The following is a 15,044-nucleotide window of genomic DNA, read 5'->3' as shown; positions in this document are numbered from 1 at the left end:
TAGCCATTACGCGCGCCGGGTCGCCGTGACCCGGGTCACACCCGCATGGGCTGCGGGGACTCCCGGCGCGACCCGTCGGGGCCGGGGTACTCGCGGATGATCTCGTAGCGCGTGTTGCGCTCGACGGGGCGGAAGCCGGCGTCGCGGATCAGGTCGAGGATGTCGTCCCTGGTGAGCTTGTTGGGGGTGCCGTAGTCGTCCGCGTCGTGGGTGATCTTGTACTCGACGACCGAGCCGTCCATGTCGTCGGCCCCGTGGTTGAGGGCCAGTTGGGCCGTGGACAGGCCGTGCATGACCCAGAAGACCTTCACGTGCGGCACGTTGTCGAACAGCAGGCGCGAGACCGCGAAGGTCTTGAGCGCCTCGGCCCCGGTGGCCATCGTGGTGCGGGCCTGCAGGGTGTTGCGGACCTTGCCGTCCTTCATGTCCACGAAGTCGTGCTGGTAGCGCAGCGGGATGAAGACCTGGAAGCCGCCGGTCTCGTCCTGCAGTTCGCGCAGCCGCAGCACGTGGTCGACGCGGTGCCTGGGCTCCTCGATGTGGCCGTAGAGCATGGTGCAGGGGGTCTTGAGGCCCTTGGAGTGCGCCAGCCGGTGGATGCGGGACCAGTCCTCCCAGTGGGTGCGGTGGTCCACGATGTGCTGGCGCACCTCCCAGTCGAAGATCTCCGCGCCGCCGCCGGTCAGCGATTCGAGGCCGGCCTCGATCAGCTCGTCGAGGATGTCGGAGGCGGACATGCCCGAGATGGTCTCGAAGTGGTGGATCTCGGTGGCGGTGAAGGCCTTGAGCGAGACCTGCGGCAGCGCTTCCTTGAGGGCCTTGAGCGAGCGCGGGTAGTAGCGCCACGGCAGCGTCGGGTGCAGGCCGTTGACGATGTGCAGCTCGGTGAGGCTGTCGCCCTCCATCGCCTTGGCCAGCCGCACGGCCTCCTCGATGCGCATCGTGTACGCGTCCTTCTCGCCCGGCTTGCGCTGGAAGGAGCAGTAGGCGCACGAGGCCGTGCACACGTTGGTCATGTTCAGGTGGCGGTTGACGTTGAAGTGGACGACGTCGCCGTTCTTCTTCGTGCGCACGTGGTGCGCGAGCCCGCCCAGCCAGGCGAGGTCGTCGGACTCGTAGAGGGCGATGCCGTCCTCCCGGGTCAGCCGCTCGCCGGCGTAGACCTTCTCCTCCAGCTCCCGCTTGAGCCCCGCGTCCATGTGCTCCTCCTCCTGCCGGCCGCTGCCGGGTCCCGACCGACCCTACGCTCAGACTTCCTCGGGCAGCGCCCCGACCCGGTTCTCCCACTTCGTGGACAGCACGATCGTGGTACGGGTGCGGGCGACGCCCTTGGTCCCGGACAGCCGGCGGATGGTGTGTTCGAGGCCGTCCACGTCGCCGACCCTGACCTTGAGCATGTACGAGTCGTCGCCCGCGATGAACCAGCAGTCCTCGATCTCGTCCAGGTCGCGCAGCCTGCCTGCCACGTCCTCGTGGTCGGCGGCGTCGCTGAGCTGGAGTCCGACCAGGGCGGTCACGCCCAGGCCCAGTGCGGCGGGGGCGACCGTGGCGCGGTAGCCGGTGATCACTCCGGCCTGTTCCAGGCGGTTGATGCGGTCGGTGACGCTGGGACCGGACAGGCCCACCAGTCGGCCCAGTTCCGCGTACGACGCCCGGCCGTTCTCCCGCAACGCCTGGATGAGCTGCCTGTCCACCGCGTCCATCAGAAGGGACCCTCCCGTTCATGCCACGACTGCGCTGTCTGGACACGAATCTAAGGCATGAACGGGTCAGCGCCCTGCGCATGTGGTCTTCCCGGTGATGCCGCACCCGTCTCATGAGCCGCAGCGGCCTCCTGTGTCGCGGCGCCCAGCTCGCCCTGCCAGCGGCGGTACAGCTTGTGCGGCACACCTGCGGCGTCCAGCACCCGGCCGGCGACGAAGTCCACCAGGTCCTGGATGTGGACGGCGCCGGTGTAGAAGGCCGGCGAGGCGGGCAGGACCACCGCGCCCGCGTCGTCGAGGGCCACCAGGTGGCGCAGCGTCTGGCCGCCGAGCGGGGTCTCGCGCACCGCGACCACCAGCGGGCGGCGCTCCTTGAGGGTGACGCTCGCGGCCCGCTGGAGCAGGTCCTTGGACAGCCCGAGCGCCACCCCGGCCACGCACGCGGTGCTGGCCGGCACGATCAGCATGCCCTTGGCCGGGTACGACCCGGAGGACGGTCCGGCGGCCAGGTCGCCCGCGGGCCAGTGGCGCACCCGGGACAGGTCGGCCGGCGGGTGCAGGTCCGGGGTGCCGTCGGCGCCGCGGGCGAGCAGCCTGGCCAGGTCCTCGCGCCAGTGCGCGTCGCGGAAGCCGGCGCCGGTCTCGTCCAGCAGGGTCAGCCGGGCCGCCCGGCTGACCACCAGGTCGACGTCCTCGCCCGCGTGCAGCAGCGCCCGCAGCACGGCGGCCGCGTACGGCGTGCCCGAGGCCCCCGACACCCCGACGACCCACGGTTCGCGCGCGCGGCGCCGCGGGGTGCCGTCGGGGGTGCCGTCCTGGGCACCGTCGGGGATGTCGTCCACGCCGACGAGCGTAACCGGACCGGGGCGGAGCCGCCGAAGCGGGAACCGGGCGCGGGCGGCAGGCGTTGTCAACGGTGGAAGGCACTGGGCTCAGGGGGGACTCAGGGGGGTTTCGTGGCATACGGACAGACCGCGGGACGGGCCGCGCGGCCGCGGGCGGGCCTGGTCGACACGGTGCTCTCCCCGCTGCGTGCCGGGAGCCGGGTCGTCGCCGCCGCGGCGCTCATGCTGGGCTGGCTGGCGCTGCTGTGGGTCCTGGAGGCCGTCAGCGCGCTGAGCGGCCAGCGGCTCGACACCTTCGGCATCACCCCGCGCAAGGGCAGCGAGCTGCTCGACATCGTGCCCGCCGCCTTCATGCACGTCGGCTTCGCGCACCTGGCCTCCAACAGCCTGCCGCTGCTGGTGCTCGGCTTCATCGCGGCGCTGCGCGGCATAGCCCGCTACCTCGCGGTGGCCTTCACCATCGTGGTCATCAGCGGCCTGGGGGTGTGGCTGATCGCGCCCGCGCACACCACGACGCTCGGCGCGTCGGGCCTGATATTCGGCCTGTTCGGCTATCTGCTCAGCCGCGGCTTCGTGGACAAGCGCCCGCTGGACGTCGTCGTCGGCCTGATCGTCGGTGTGCTCTACGGGTCGATCCTGTGGGGCGTGCTGCCGACCGCCGACGGGGTGTCCTGGCAGGCGCACCTGTTCGGTCTCGTCGGGGGTGTGGTGGCCGCGTTCCTCTTCCGCGAGCGCACGGTCTCGGTGTCCTCCTGACCGCAGGCTGCCGCATCCCGGCAGCGCAGGCCGCCACAACTCAGCCGGAAACCCCCGCGAGACCACAGCTCCCGCACAGATACGCTTCTGCCAGCCCCCCACCGACAGCACACCGACACCACACCGCCGTTCGCGATCTGGTCGCCACGTCCGAGGAGTTCGTCATCATCACCATGCGCAAGGGTCTCGCCGCCGCCGGAGTGGTCGCGCTGATAACCGCCGGGGCGGCCGCATGCGGCAGCGAGGAGCCCGGCACCCCGCAGGGCAAGGTCACCAACGCCTTCACCAAGCTCGGTGAGCAGAAGTCGGTGACGATGGGGCTGTCCTTCGACGGCACCCCCGAGCAGATCTACGCGGCCCTCAAGGACCAGGACGACTTCAAGCGCGCCGACGCCGACATGCTCGGCGGGCTGCGGGTCTCCACGTCCTTCAGCGCCGACAAGGCGCTCGCCGAAGTCAAGGGCGACGACAAGGGCACGTCCTTCGGCCTCGAAGTGGCCGGCGGCGCCACGGGCAAGTCCGAGGGCAAGACGCTGGTCGGGGTGCGCTCGGTCGACCAGAAGGCCTACGTACAGGTGGACCTCAAGGGCCTGGCGGCCCTGGACACCACCGGTGACGCGGGCCTGTCCGACCTCACCGGCATGCTGAACTCGGTCGACCAGCTGCCGTCGTCCTTCGCCTCGATCAAGACCCTCGCCAAGGGCGGCTGGGTCTCCATCGACCCGCAGGCCTTCGCGGACTTCGCCAAGACCCTCGGCGGCGGCAAGGGCTCCGGCGGCTCGGACGACGGCTTCGGCAGTTCCGACGGCTCCGGCAGCTCCGAGGACTCCCCGCTCGGCGGCCTCGGGCTGCCCTCGGACCTGCCGACCGCGCTGCCCACCGACCTGGCGCAGAAGACCTTCGCCGAACTGCTCGCGCCGCTCCAGAAGTCGCTGGCCAAGGACGCGAAGATCACCGACCTGGGGAGCAAGGACGGCGCCGACCACCTCAAGGTCAGCCTGCCGGCCCGCACCCTGGCCCAGGACATCGAGAACAGCCTGGGCTCGATGACCTCGATGCTGCCGGGCGACCTCAAGAAGAGCCTGGACGACGTGCCGAACAAGACGGTGTCGCTGGACCTGGCCGTCAAGGGCGGCAAGCTGAACCACATCAGCGTGGACCTGGCGCAGTTCGACGACACCATCCACGGCTCGCTGCCGCTCGGCCTGTCGATCGACGGCGGGGCCGACCCGGTCAAGGCGCCGTCGGGCGCCCAGCAGCTCAACCCGCAGGACCTGATGGGTGCGGTGATGTCGCAGCTGGGCGACCTCATGGGCAACAAGGACGCCTGACCGCGCCCGACGGGAACCCGCCCGCGCGGCCCCGGCGCCTCAGGTGCCGAGGCCGCGCGCCAGCAGGTCGAGCAGGGCGAAGACGAAGAGCGTGATGCCGATCACGCCGTTGACGGTGAAGAAGGCCCGGTTGAGCCGGCTCAGGTCGTGCGGCCTGACGATGGAGTGCTCGTAGAGGAAGGCACCGCCGACCACCACGAGCCCCGTCCACCAGAAGCCGCCCGCGTGGACCGCGGCCCCGTACCAGACCAGCAGGGCCGTGGTGACGACGTGGCAGATCCGGGCGCCGTGCAGCGCGGCCGGGATGCCGAAGCGGGCCGGCACCGACTTCACGCCGTGCGCCCGGTCGGCGGCCACGTCCTGGCAGCCGAAGATCAGGTCGAAGCCGCCGATCCACACCCCGACCGCGAGGCCGAGCACCACCGGCTGCCAGGCCCACTCCCCGGTCACCGCGAGCCAGGCCCCTATCGGCCCCATGGCCTGCGCGATGCCCAGGATGGCGTGCGGGAAGTTCGTGAACCGCTTGCCGTAGGGGTAGACGACCATCGGCACCACCGCGACCGGCGCGAGCGCCAGGCACAGCGGGTTGAGCAGGGCGGCGGCGCCCAGGAAGACCACGACGGCGATCAGTGCGCCCGTCCACGCGGACCGTACCGACAGGGCGCCGGTGACCAGTTCGCGGGTGGCGGTGCGCGGGTTGCGGGCGTCGATCTCCCGGTCGATGATCCGGTTGCAGGCCATCGCGAAGGTGCGCAGGCCGACCATCGCCACGGTGATCAGCAGCAGTTCGCCCCAGTGCACGGAGCCGTTGTCGCGGAACATCGCGGTGAGGGCGGCGATGTAGGCGAAGGGCAGCGCGAAGACCGAGTGCTCGATCATCACCAGCCGCAGGAAGGCCTTGACCCGGCCGTCGGGGCTCGGCTGCGGTCCGAACAGGTCCGGGGTGGCGGATTCCGCGCTCACAGGCCGTACTCCCTCCATCGGCGGTCGACCTTCGCCGCCGTCTCCGGGTCGGAGAGCACCATCTCCGGCCAGCCCCCGTCCCGCGTGTAGCCCTCCTCGGGCAGCTTGCGGGTCGCGTCGATCCCGGCCTTGCCGCCCCAGAACTGCTGGTACGAGGCGTGGTCCAGGTGGTCGACGGGTCCCTCCACGACGGTCAGGTCGCGGGAGTAGTCGGTGTTGCCCAGCGCACGCCAGGCCACCTCGTGCAGGTCGTGGACGTCGCAGTCGGAGTCCACGACGACGATCAGCTTGGTGAGCGACATCATGTGGGCGCCCCAGATCGCATGCATCGTCTTCTGCGCGTGCTTGGGGTACTTCTTGTCGATCGAGACGATGGCGCAGTTGTGGAAGCCGCCGGCCTCCGGCAGGTGGTAGTCCACGATGTCCGGCACGATGATCTTCAGCAGCGGCAGGAAGAAGCGCTCGGTGGCGCGGCCCAGCGGCCCGTCCTCGGTCGGCGGCCGGCCGACCACGATGGACTGGAAGAGCGGGCGCTTGCGCATCGTGACGCAGCCGACGGTCAGTGCGGGGAACGGTTCCTGCGGGGTGTAGAAGCCGGTGTGGTCGCCGAACGGCCCCTCCGGCAGCATCTTCCCGGGCTCCAGCCACCCCTCGACGACGACCTCGGCCTGCGCGGGCACCTGCAGCGGCACCGTCTTGCAGTCGACCAGCTCGACCCGCTTGCCCTGCACGAAGCCGGCGAAGAGGTACTCGTCGATGTCGCCGGGCAGCGGTGCGGTCGCGGCATAGGTGACGGCGGGCGGGCAGCCGAAGGCGATGGCCACCGGCAGGCGCTCGCCGCGCCGCTGGGCGACCTGGTAGTGGTTGCGGCTGTCCTTGTGGATCTGCCAGTGCATGCCGATGGTGCGCCGGTCGTGCCGCTGGAGCCGGTAGAGGCCGAGGTTGCGCACCCCGGTGCCGGGGTCCTTGGTGTGGGTCAGGCCCAGGTTGAAGAAGGAGCCGCCGTCCTGCGGCCAGGTGAAGAGCGCCGGCAGCGCGTCGAGGTCGACGTCGTCACCGGTGAGCACGACCTCCTGGACGGGCGCGTCCCCCGACTTGACCTTCTTCGGCGGCACATGGACCATCCCGGCCAGCTTCCCGAAGGCCTCCCGCACCCCGACGAAGCCGTGCGGCAGCTCCGGCTTGAGCAGCCCGGCGATCTTCTCGCCGATGTCGGTGTACGCGCTCAGGCCGAGCGACTTGAGCAGTCGGCGGTCGGTCCCGTAGACGTTCATCGCCAGTGGCGCGACCGAGCCCCGCACGTTCTCGAAGAGCAGTGCGGGGCCACCGGACTTGTTCACCCGGTCGGTGATCTCGCCGACCTCCAGGTACGGGTCGACCTCGGCGGTGATCCGCCGCAGGTCGCCCTCCTTCTCCAGCGCCCGGAGGAACGAGCGGAGATCGTCGTAAGCCATGGCGCCAGTCTCGCATCCCGCCGGGACAGCTTCGTCAGACCCCGGCGTAGGAGTGCTTGCCGCTGACGAAGATGTTCACGCCGTAGTAGTTGAACAGGAAGCACGCGAAGGCGATCAGCGCCAGATACGCCGCCTTGCGGCCCTTCCAGCCGGCGGTGGCGCGCGCGTGCAGGTAGCAGGCGTAGGCGACCCAGGTGATGAACGCCCAGGTCTCCTTGGGGTCCCAGCCCCAGTAGCGGCCCCATGCGGCCTGCGCCCAGATCGCGCCGGCGATGATGGTGAAGGTCCACAGCGGGAAGACCAGCGCGTTCATCCGGTACGCGAACTTGTCCAGGGTCGCCGCGGACGGCAGCCGCCGCATGATGTCGCCCCACCGGCCGTCCTGCGCCCGGCCCGCGGTCACCGCGACCTCGTAGTGGTCGCGGAAGAGGAAGAGCAGGGTGCCGACCGCGGCCAGGTAGAAGATCGCGCCGGAGATGATCGCGCACGAGACGTGGATCCACAGCCAGTACGAGTGCAGCGCCGGCACCAGCTGCTCGCTGTTGGTGTAGAGCACCGAGGTGGCAAGGCCCAGGTCCAGCAGCACCGACGTGGTCAGGAACAGCCCGATCCAGCGGACGTCCTTCTTCAGCGCGAGCAGCAGCAGGTACGAGCCGACGGCGACGGCGCCGAAGGTGGTGGAGAACTCGTACATGTTGCCCCAGGGGGCGCGCTGCACGGAGGCCGCGCGGAAGGCGACGCCCGTGGCGTGCAGCAGCCAGGCCAGCACGGTGAAGGACACCGCGATCCGGCCGTAGAGGTCGCCCTTCTCGCTGCCGCCCGCGGCGCCCGGGCCGTCCTCGATACCGCGGTCGCTGGCCGAGGCACGGGTGACGACCGTGGGGCGCTCCAGGGTGACCGTACTGCCGCCCGCGGTCTTCACCGTGACCTGCTGGGCCGCCTTCCGCCGGGCCGCCTCGGCCGCGTCCTGCTCGGCCTGCGCCTCGGCGGTCAGGGCCGCGGACTGCACGGCGACCTTGCTGCGCCCGCCGAAGACCCACTCGGCCAGGTGGGCGAGGAAGGCGAGGGCGTAGACGAACATCGCCGAACGGATCAGGTAGTTGCTGTTGTTCGCGAAGCTCTCGTTGACCGCGGCAGCGATGTTCACGCGCGCGCTCCTTCGTCGTCGTTCACGGCTGTGGTCTCGGCGTCGGCGGTGGCCTCGGCGTCGGCTGGGGTCCCGGCTTCCGCCGGGGGTTCGCCTTCTGGTCTGACGGGCGCGTCGGGCAGCAGTTGCAGGGCGACGTCGCCGATCTCGTCGGCGATCCGCGCGGACTCGCTGCGGCCGAGGCCCCCCATCTCCACGACGGTCACGCCGTCCTCGGCCCGCACCGCCCGCACCCAGATCCTGCGGCGCTGGATGAACAGCGAGCCGGCCAGTCCCAGGATCGCGCCGACCCCGCTGACCAGGGCGGCCTCGTTGCCCGACTGGTGGGAGATGGTGAAGCTGGCCCAGGTCTTGACGCCGTCGAAGGTGAGGCTGCCCGCGCCGTTCGGCAGCGTCATGGTGTCGCCGGGCTTCATCGCCTTGCTGACGAGCTGGCCCTTGCTGTCGGTGAACTGCTTCATGTGCGCGGTGTCGAGCTGGTACACGTTCTGCTGGGCGCCGGAGTCCAGGCCGAGGTCGCCGTGGAAGGCGTTCAGGACCAGCGCCGGGTACTGCAGGGTCGGGAAGGACGAGTGCGGTCCCCGCACCGAGTCCAGCGCGAAGGTCGGGGTGAAGATGCCGCGGAAGCCCAGCTGGTCGGGCTTGCCGTCCTTGCCCAGCGCGTCCGGCACCTTGATGACGCCGACCGAGGTCAGCGCGGTGTCCTGGGGCAGGAAGGGCACGATGGACTTGAGCACGTTGCCCTTGGCGTCCCTGACCGTCACGACGGGCGCGTAGCCGTGCGAGATCAGGTAGACCTTCTCGCCGCCGATGCTCAGCGGGTGGTTGACCGAGATCTCGCCCTTGACGGGCTTGCCGTCGGTGCCGCTGTAGTAGTGGATGTTGGCCTTGAACTCCAGCGCCGTGCCCTTCTCCGGGCCGCTGGTGGCGTACTTCTGGTCGAAGCTGTCCAGGTCGAAGCCGAAGGGCTGGAGGTCGTCGGCGCCGTAGAGGGTGCCGCCGCTGAAGTCGTCGTACTGCGTGAGGTTGTTGACGAAGCCGTCGCCCTCGACGACCAGCTTGCCGCCCTCGGCCTTCTCCAGCGACGTCAGCGCGAAGGCGATGAGCAGGCCGAACAGCGAGACGTGGAAGAGCAGGTTGCCGAACTCGCGCAGGTAGCCCTTCTCGCCGGCCACCGAGGTGCCGGTCACGCTGGTGCGGAACCGGCGGCCGCGCAGCGCCTTGCGGGCCGCCTCCGTGACGTCCTCGGGGCTCGCGTCGGTACGCCAGGTGCTGTACGCCGGCAGCCGGGTCAGGTTGCGCGGGGCGTGCGGCGGCCGGGAGCGCAGCTGGCCGACGAACTGCCAGGTGCGCGGCACGATGCAGCCGGCCAGCGAGATGAACAGCAGGATGTAGATCGCCGCGAACCACGGCGAGCTGTAGACGTGGAAGAGCCCGATCTTCTCGTAGAACGGGCTGACCGTCGGGTGCTTGGCCTTGAAGGCGTCGACCTTGAGCTGGTCGCTGTGCTGCGGGACCAGCGAGCCGGGGATCGCGGCGAGCGACAGCAGGAAGAGCAGGATCAGCGCGACCCGCATCGAGGTGAGCTGGCGCCACATCCAGCGCAGCCAGCCCAGCACGCCGAGCGCGGGCGTCTCCGCGAGGGTGTCGGCGGGGGCGGTGCTCAGCTGCGCGCCTGCCGCGCCGAGGTCTTCGCGCTCGGACTTCTCGGTGATGCTCATGGGTTCAGACCCCTGTGGTGAAGCTGCCAGACCAGATCTGCATCTGGTAGGTGATGTGATCCCACACTCCGGTGACCAGCAGGACGCCGACCGCCACGAGCATGCCTCCGCCGATCCGTACGACCCACGCGTAGTGGCGCTTGACCCAGGCGAAGGCGCCCAGCGTACGGCGGAAAGCTATGGCCGCCACGATGAAGGGCACGCCGAGGCCCGCGCAGTAGAACGTCATCAGCAGCGCACCGCGGCCGGCGCTCGCGTCGTTGAAGGCCAGGAAGTTGACGGCGCCCAGGGTGGGGCCGACGCAGGGCGTCCAGCCGAGCCCGAACAGCACGCCGAGCAGCGGCGCCCCTGCCAGGCCCACCGCGGGCCTGGTGTGGAAGCGGAACTCGCGCTGGGTCATGCCGCCGACGAAGCCCATGAAGGCCAGGCCCAGCACGATGGTCAGCGCCCCGAAGACCTTCGTCAGGACGTCCTTGTGCACCAGCAGCGTCTGCCCGAAGTTGCCGAAGAGGGCGCCGCCGGAGACGAAGACGGCGCTGAAACCGAGGACGAACAGCGACGCGCCGGCGAGCATCCTGCCCCGCCTGGCCTCGGCCAGGTCGGTGCCGGTCATGCCGGTGACGTAGGACAGGTAGCCGGGGACGAGCGGCAGGACGCAGGGCGAGAAGAACGAGACCAGGCCGGCGAACATCGCGATCGGGATCGCGGCCAGCAGCGCCCCGGTCAGCACCGTCTGGTTCTGGTCGGCCGCCAGGACGGTCAGCGCACCCGTGCCGCCCACGTCACTTCTCCGCGGCGATCGGGTCGATCAGCTGGTTCAGGTCGTCCAGGCCGAGCGGCTTGAGCGCCCGGGCGGCGAGCCGGCCCTGCCGGTCGATGACCAGCGTGGCGGGCAGGCTCTGCGGGTTGAGGCTGCCCTTGGGGAAGCGCAGGATCAGCTTGCCGTAAGGGTCGAAGAGGTTCGGGTAGGTGATCCCGAAGCGCTTGGCGAAGCTGGTGGCGTTCGAGGCGGTCAGGTCCCGGGTGTTGATGCCCAGGAACTGCACGCCCTTGGCCTGGTCGGCGGCGGCGACGGAGGCCAGGTGCGGGGCCTCGGCCCGGCAGGGGCCGCACCACGAGCCCCAGATGTTGACGACGACGACCTTGCCCTTGTACGCGGCCAGGCTGTCCTGCCCGCCGGCGATGGTCTTGCCCGACAGGTCGGGTGCGGGCTTGCGGTCGGCGGGCTTGAGGACGGTGATCTCACCGCTGCCGCTGACGAAGTTGGAGCTGCCCGAGTTCGAACCGGTCGAGGACGACGAGCAGGCGGCGAGCGTCAGCGCCACGACGGCGGCTCCGGCCAGTGCCAGGGCACTGCGCAGCGGGCGGCGTCGAAGAGCGCGCGTAGGACTCATGTGAAAAGTTTCGCATGGGCCTTCGGGCGATCTTCCACACCCCCGACACCGGCACCAAAAGCGGCAATCGCCCCAAGTAAGGACCAGATGATGGTGCCGGCGGCGGGGTGGGCGGCCTCAGGCGACGGCGGCGGCCGACGGTGCGGTCTCCGCGGGCACCGGCGCCGGCGCCGTCATGAAGTCCTTCCAGCCCTGCGAGGGCGCCTGGCCGACCTCCAGGGTGCGCAGCCGGTCGAGCACCGCCGGGTCCTGCGCGTCCAGCCAGTCCACGAACTGCCGGAAGGACACCATGCGGACGTCGTCGTGCCCGGCGGCGGCGATGTACTTGAACGCGTCCTCGACGGCGTCCATGTAGATCCCGCCGTTCCACTCCTCGAAGTGGTTGCCGATGTAGAAGGGTGCCCGGTTGGTCTGGTAGGCCCGCTCGAAGCCGGCGATGTAGGACTGGGCGGCCTGCTCGCGCCAGTACGGGTAGTTGCGCGGGTCGCTGCTGGTGGCGGCGTGCGACTGGTTGGCCAGCATGTTGTAGTCCATGGACAGCACCTCGAAGGTGTGCCCGGGGAAGGGGATCAGCTGCAGCGGCAGGTCCCACACGCCCATCTTCTTCGACGGCCAGACCTGGTTCCCGCCCGGCGAGCTGGCGTCGTAGCGGAAGCCCAGGGCGCTCGCGGTCGGCAGCCACTGGTTCTGGCCGAGCAGGCACGGGGTGCGGCCGCCGATCAGCTCCGTCTCGTAGTCGAAGGGCAGCGGGTCCTCCTCGTGCCAGCCGGTCTGGGTCTTCCAGGTGGTCACGAAGGTCTTGGCCTGGTCGATCTCGCTCTTCCAGTCCGCCGGGGTCCAGCGTCCTACGCTTCCCGCGCCGGTGCAGAAGTGGCCGTTGAAGTGGGTGCCGATCTCGTGGCCCTCCTGCCAGGCCTGCCGGACGTTGTCCAGCGTCATCCGCAGGTGGTCGTCGGCGAGGTAGCCGATGTCGGAGGCGCCGAGCGGGCTGTTGGGCGGGGCGTACTCCAGCTTCTTGTCCTCGGGCAGCAGGTAGAGCCCGCTCAGGAAGAAGGTCATGGACACGCCGTGGTCGGCGGCGAGCTTGCGGAAGCGGGGGAAGAGGCCGTTGCCGACCTCGCCGGCGCCGTCCCAGGAGAAGATCACGAACTGCGGCGGGGTCTGGCCGGGCTCCAGCCGGTCGACGGCGGGCTGGTTGGGCTGGTCGCCGGTGTGGGCGGTGGACCCGTCGCCGATCAGGGTGACGGTCTTGGCCGGGGCGTGCGCCCCGCTGGCCCCCGACGGCTCCCCCGTACGCTCCGCTCCCCGGCCCCCCTTCCCCGTCCCGCACCCTGCGACGGCCACCCCGGCCGCCACCCCAGCGGTTGTCGTCAGCAGGCTCCTCCGGCTCATCCCACTCATGCGATTCCCCACTCTCGGCGTGCATGTCCTGCAGCTGAGGCGGGCGGAAGTGCGGACGCCCACCATGACGTCCACACGTTCCTCGCGGATTATATGATTTTGGTCAAATCACCCGAATATCCCCCACGTGGCTCTCCCTCTTTCGCCCGCGTGGGGGGGGCGTCAGGCACCCTTGGGACCCTTGGCGCCGCGCAGGTGCGGGGGCACCAGGTCGATGGCGGGCTCCGAGTAGCCGACCGAGACGATCTCGTCGCCGCGGTAGGTGAAACTCGTCACGCTCGCCAGCGTGCACTGGCGGCGGCGCGGGTCGTGCCACAGCCTGCGCCGCTCGGCGAAGGAGCGCACCACCCAGATGGGCAGCTGGTGGCTGACGCACACCGCCTCGTGCCCGCGGGCCGCGTCCCGCGCCGCACCGAGCGCCGCGGTCATCCGCACGACCTGGTCGACGTACGGCTCGCCCCAGCTCGGCCGGAAGGGGTTGGTCAGGTACTTCCAGTTCGCCGGCTTGCGCAGCGCGCCGTCGCCGACGCCGAAGGTCTTGCCCTCGAAGATGTTGGCCGCCTCGATGAGCCGCCGGTCGGCGGCCAGGTCGAGGCCGTGCGCCTTCGCGATCGGCGTCGCCGTCTCCTGGGCGCGCTCCAGCGGCGAGGCCACCACGTAGGTGACGTCCCGCCCGGCCAGGTGCTCGGCGACCCGGTCGGCCATCTTCCGGCCGAGCTCCGACAGGTGGTAGCCGGGCGCGCGGCCGTACAGGACGCCGTCGGGGTTGTGGACCTCGCCGTGCCGCACCACGTGCACCACGGTCAACTCGTCGCCGGCGGACGTGGGGGAACTCATGCGTGGGCCTCCGCTGCGGCACGTGCGGCGGCGGGCAGCGCGGCAGCGATACGCTCCACGGCCCGCTCGTCGTGTGCGGTCGACACGAACCAGGACTCGAACGCCGACGGGGGCACGTACACGCCCTGCGCCAGCATCGAGTGGAAGAACGGGGTGAAGCGGTACGCCTCCTGGCGCTTGGCCGCCTCGAAGTCACGGACCTCCTCGTCCGTGAAGAAGACGGAGAACATACTGCCCGCCGTCTGCAGCCGGTGCGCGACCCCCTCCTTGCTCAGCGCCGCCGTCACCAGCCCGCGGATCTCCGCGGAGGCCGCGTCCACCGCCCGGTAGGCCGCGTCGTCCAGCAGCCGCAGCTGCGCCAGGCCCGCCGCGGTCGCCACCGGGTTACCGGACAGGGTGCCGGCCTGGTAGACCGGGCCGACCGGGGCGAGCTGGGCCATGACGTCGGCCCGGCCGCCGAAGGCCGCGGCGGGGAAGCCGCCGCCCATGACCTTGCCGAAGGTCATCAGGTCGGGGCGGACGCCGTCGAGCCCGTACCAGCCGGCCCTGCTGACCCGGAAGCCGGTCATGACCTCGTCGGAGACATAGAGGGCGCCGTCGGCCGCGCACAGCTCCTTCAAGCCCGCGTTGAAGCCGTCGCGGGGCGGTACGACGCCCATGTTGCCGGGCGACGCCTCGGTGATGACACAGGCGATCTGCCCGGGGTTCGCGGCGAACGCGGCCCGTACGGCGTCCAGGTCGTTGTACGGCAGCACGATCGTCTCGCCGGTCTGCGCACCGGTCACGCCCGGGGTGTCGGGCAGCCCGAAGGTGGCCACACCGGAACCGGCGGCGGCCAGCAGCGCGTCCACATGACCGTGGTAGCACCCCGCGAACTTGACCACCTTCGCGCGCCCGGTGAAGCCGCGGGCCAGCCGGATCGCGGACATCGTCGCCTCGGTGCCGGACGACACCAGCCGCACCTGGTCCAGCGGTTCGACCCTGGCCACCATCTCCTCGGCCAGCGCGACCTCGCCCTCGCTGGGCGTGCCGAAGGACGTGCCGCGGGTCACAGCGGCCTGGACGGCGGCGATCACCTCGGGGTGCGCGTGGCCGAGGATCATCGGTCCCCACGAGCAGACCAGGTCCACGTACTCGCGGCCGTCGGCGTCGGTCAGGTACGGACCGGTACCGGACACCATGAAGCGGGGCGTACCGCCCACGGCACGGAAGGCCCGCACCGGAGAGTTCACGCCTCCTGGGGTCACGGCCGCCGCGCGGTCGAACAGTTCCTGGGACACTGGTGCTTCGTAGGGATAGCTCACAGACACATGCTCTCAAACCCCGGGCGTTGCGCCACAACGTCTCAACCGTGCATCTGAGACGATGATCGGGTTGCATGGTTGGGGCGGCAGATGGTCGGGTAGTGGAATGCAGCAGACGGGTGGCGGTCCGGGCGAGGGACCGGGAGAACACGTACCCGAACCCGACGACGCCCGCCCGACCGGCAAGC

At 70.6% G+C, this 15,044-nt stretch carries 14 protein-coding genes; 2 read left to right on the top strand and 12 right to left on the bottom strand.

The window, feature by feature from the left end; translation table 11 throughout:
- Window positions 1-35: 35 nt before the first annotated feature.
- Genes mqnE through JT723_RS24530 form a run of 3 tightly spaced genes read right to left on the bottom strand, consistent with a single transcriptional unit; the run spans window position 36 to window position 2,536 of the window.
- Complete coding sequence (mqnE, locus tag JT723_RS24540) at window positions 36-1,199, bottom strand: aminofutalosine synthase MqnE (RefSeq protein ID WP_205046945.1); 1,164 nt, start codon at window positions 1,197-1,199, stop codon at window positions 36-38.
- Window positions 1,200-1,247: 48 nt separating this feature from the next.
- Entirely contained in the window at window positions 1,248-1,703 is a 456-nt protein-coding gene (locus tag JT723_RS24535) for an Lrp/AsnC family transcriptional regulator (protein ID WP_205046944.1), read from the bottom strand.
- Window positions 1,704-1,753: 50 nt separating this feature from the next.
- Window positions 1,754-2,536, bottom strand: coding sequence for a UbiX family flavin prenyltransferase (locus tag JT723_RS24530; protein ID WP_251512484.1), 783 nt, complete (start codon window positions 2,534-2,536; stop codon window positions 1,754-1,756).
- Between the two features lie 234 nt (window positions 2,537-2,770).
- Between JT723_RS24530 and JT723_RS24525 the strand changes: the two genes are divergently transcribed.
- Entirely contained in the window at window positions 2,771-3,304 is a 534-nt protein-coding gene (locus tag JT723_RS24525; RefSeq protein WP_205047028.1) for a rhomboid family intramembrane serine protease, read from the top strand.
- 173 nt (window positions 3,305-3,477) lie between these two features.
- Window positions 3,478-4,635, top strand: a complete 1,158-nt coding sequence (locus JT723_RS24520; protein ID WP_205046943.1) for a hypothetical protein — start codon at window positions 3,478-3,480, stop codon at window positions 4,633-4,635.
- Window positions 4,636-4,674: 39 nt separating this feature from the next.
- On the opposite strand, the gene mqnP is transcribed toward JT723_RS24520, so the two are convergent.
- The 9 genes from mqnP to hemL form a co-directional block, all read right to left on the bottom strand.
- Window positions 4,675-5,598: a menaquinone biosynthesis prenyltransferase MqnP gene (gene mqnP, locus JT723_RS24515; protein ID WP_205046942.1), complete on the bottom strand. Its 924-nt coding sequence runs from the start codon at window positions 5,596-5,598 to the stop codon at window positions 4,675-4,677.
- Window positions 5,595-7,052 (bottom strand): menaquinone biosynthesis decarboxylase, encoded by a 1,458-nt coding sequence (locus JT723_RS24510; RefSeq protein ID WP_205046941.1) that lies wholly within the window; start codon window positions 7,050-7,052, stop codon window positions 5,595-5,597. The genes mqnP and JT723_RS24510 overlap by 4 nt, the downstream gene beginning before the upstream one ends.
- A gap of 34 nt (window positions 7,053-7,086) precedes the next feature.
- Window positions 7,087-8,199, bottom strand: coding sequence for a c-type cytochrome biogenesis protein CcsB (gene ccsB, locus JT723_RS24505; RefSeq protein WP_205046940.1), 1,113 nt, complete (start codon window positions 8,197-8,199; stop codon window positions 7,087-7,089).
- On the bottom strand, window positions 8,196-9,920 hold the full coding sequence (gene resB / locus JT723_RS24500) for a cytochrome c biogenesis protein ResB (RefSeq protein WP_205046939.1): 1,725 nt from the start codon (window positions 9,918-9,920) through the stop codon (window positions 8,196-8,198). Before resB ends, ccsB begins: the two co-directional genes overlap by 4 nt.
- A 4-nt stretch (window positions 9,921-9,924) precedes the next feature.
- Window positions 9,925-10,683 carry a cytochrome c biogenesis CcdA family protein gene (locus JT723_RS24495; RefSeq protein ID WP_205047027.1) on the bottom strand — a complete coding sequence of 253 codons (759 nt, stop codon included), beginning with the start codon at window positions 10,681-10,683 and terminating at the stop codon, window positions 9,925-9,927.
- A gap of 19 nt (window positions 10,684-10,702) precedes the next feature.
- The gene (locus JT723_RS24490) at window positions 10,703-11,314 is read right to left on the bottom strand and encodes a TlpA family protein disulfide reductase (protein ID WP_205046938.1); all 612 of its coding nucleotides are present in this window, start codon (window positions 11,312-11,314) and stop codon (window positions 10,703-10,705) included.
- A 117-nt stretch (window positions 11,315-11,431) separates the two neighbouring features.
- Window positions 11,432-12,715 carry a polysaccharide deacetylase family protein gene (locus JT723_RS24485; protein ID WP_205046937.1) on the bottom strand — a complete coding sequence of 428 codons (1,284 nt, stop codon included), beginning with the start codon at window positions 12,713-12,715 and terminating at the stop codon, window positions 11,432-11,434.
- 162 nt (window positions 12,716-12,877) lie between these two features.
- Complete coding sequence (locus JT723_RS24480; RefSeq protein ID WP_205046936.1) at window positions 12,878-13,552, bottom strand: histidine phosphatase family protein; 675 nt, start codon at window positions 13,550-13,552, stop codon at window positions 12,878-12,880.
- Window positions 13,549-14,856: a glutamate-1-semialdehyde 2,1-aminomutase gene (hemL, locus tag JT723_RS24475; protein WP_205046935.1), complete on the bottom strand. Its 1,308-nt coding sequence runs from the start codon at window positions 14,854-14,856 to the stop codon at window positions 13,549-13,551. The genes JT723_RS24480 and hemL overlap by 4 nt, the downstream gene beginning before the upstream one ends.
- Window positions 14,857-15,044 lie beyond the last annotated feature (188 nt).

Source organism: Actinacidiphila bryophytorum (assembly GCF_016916835.1).
GTDB classification, from domain to species: domain Bacteria; phylum Actinomycetota; class Actinomycetes; order Streptomycetales; family Streptomycetaceae; genus Actinacidiphila; species Actinacidiphila bryophytorum.
The sequence above is the reverse complement of the archived record's forward strand: the minus strand, read 5'-3'. Positions and strand labels throughout refer to the sequence as shown.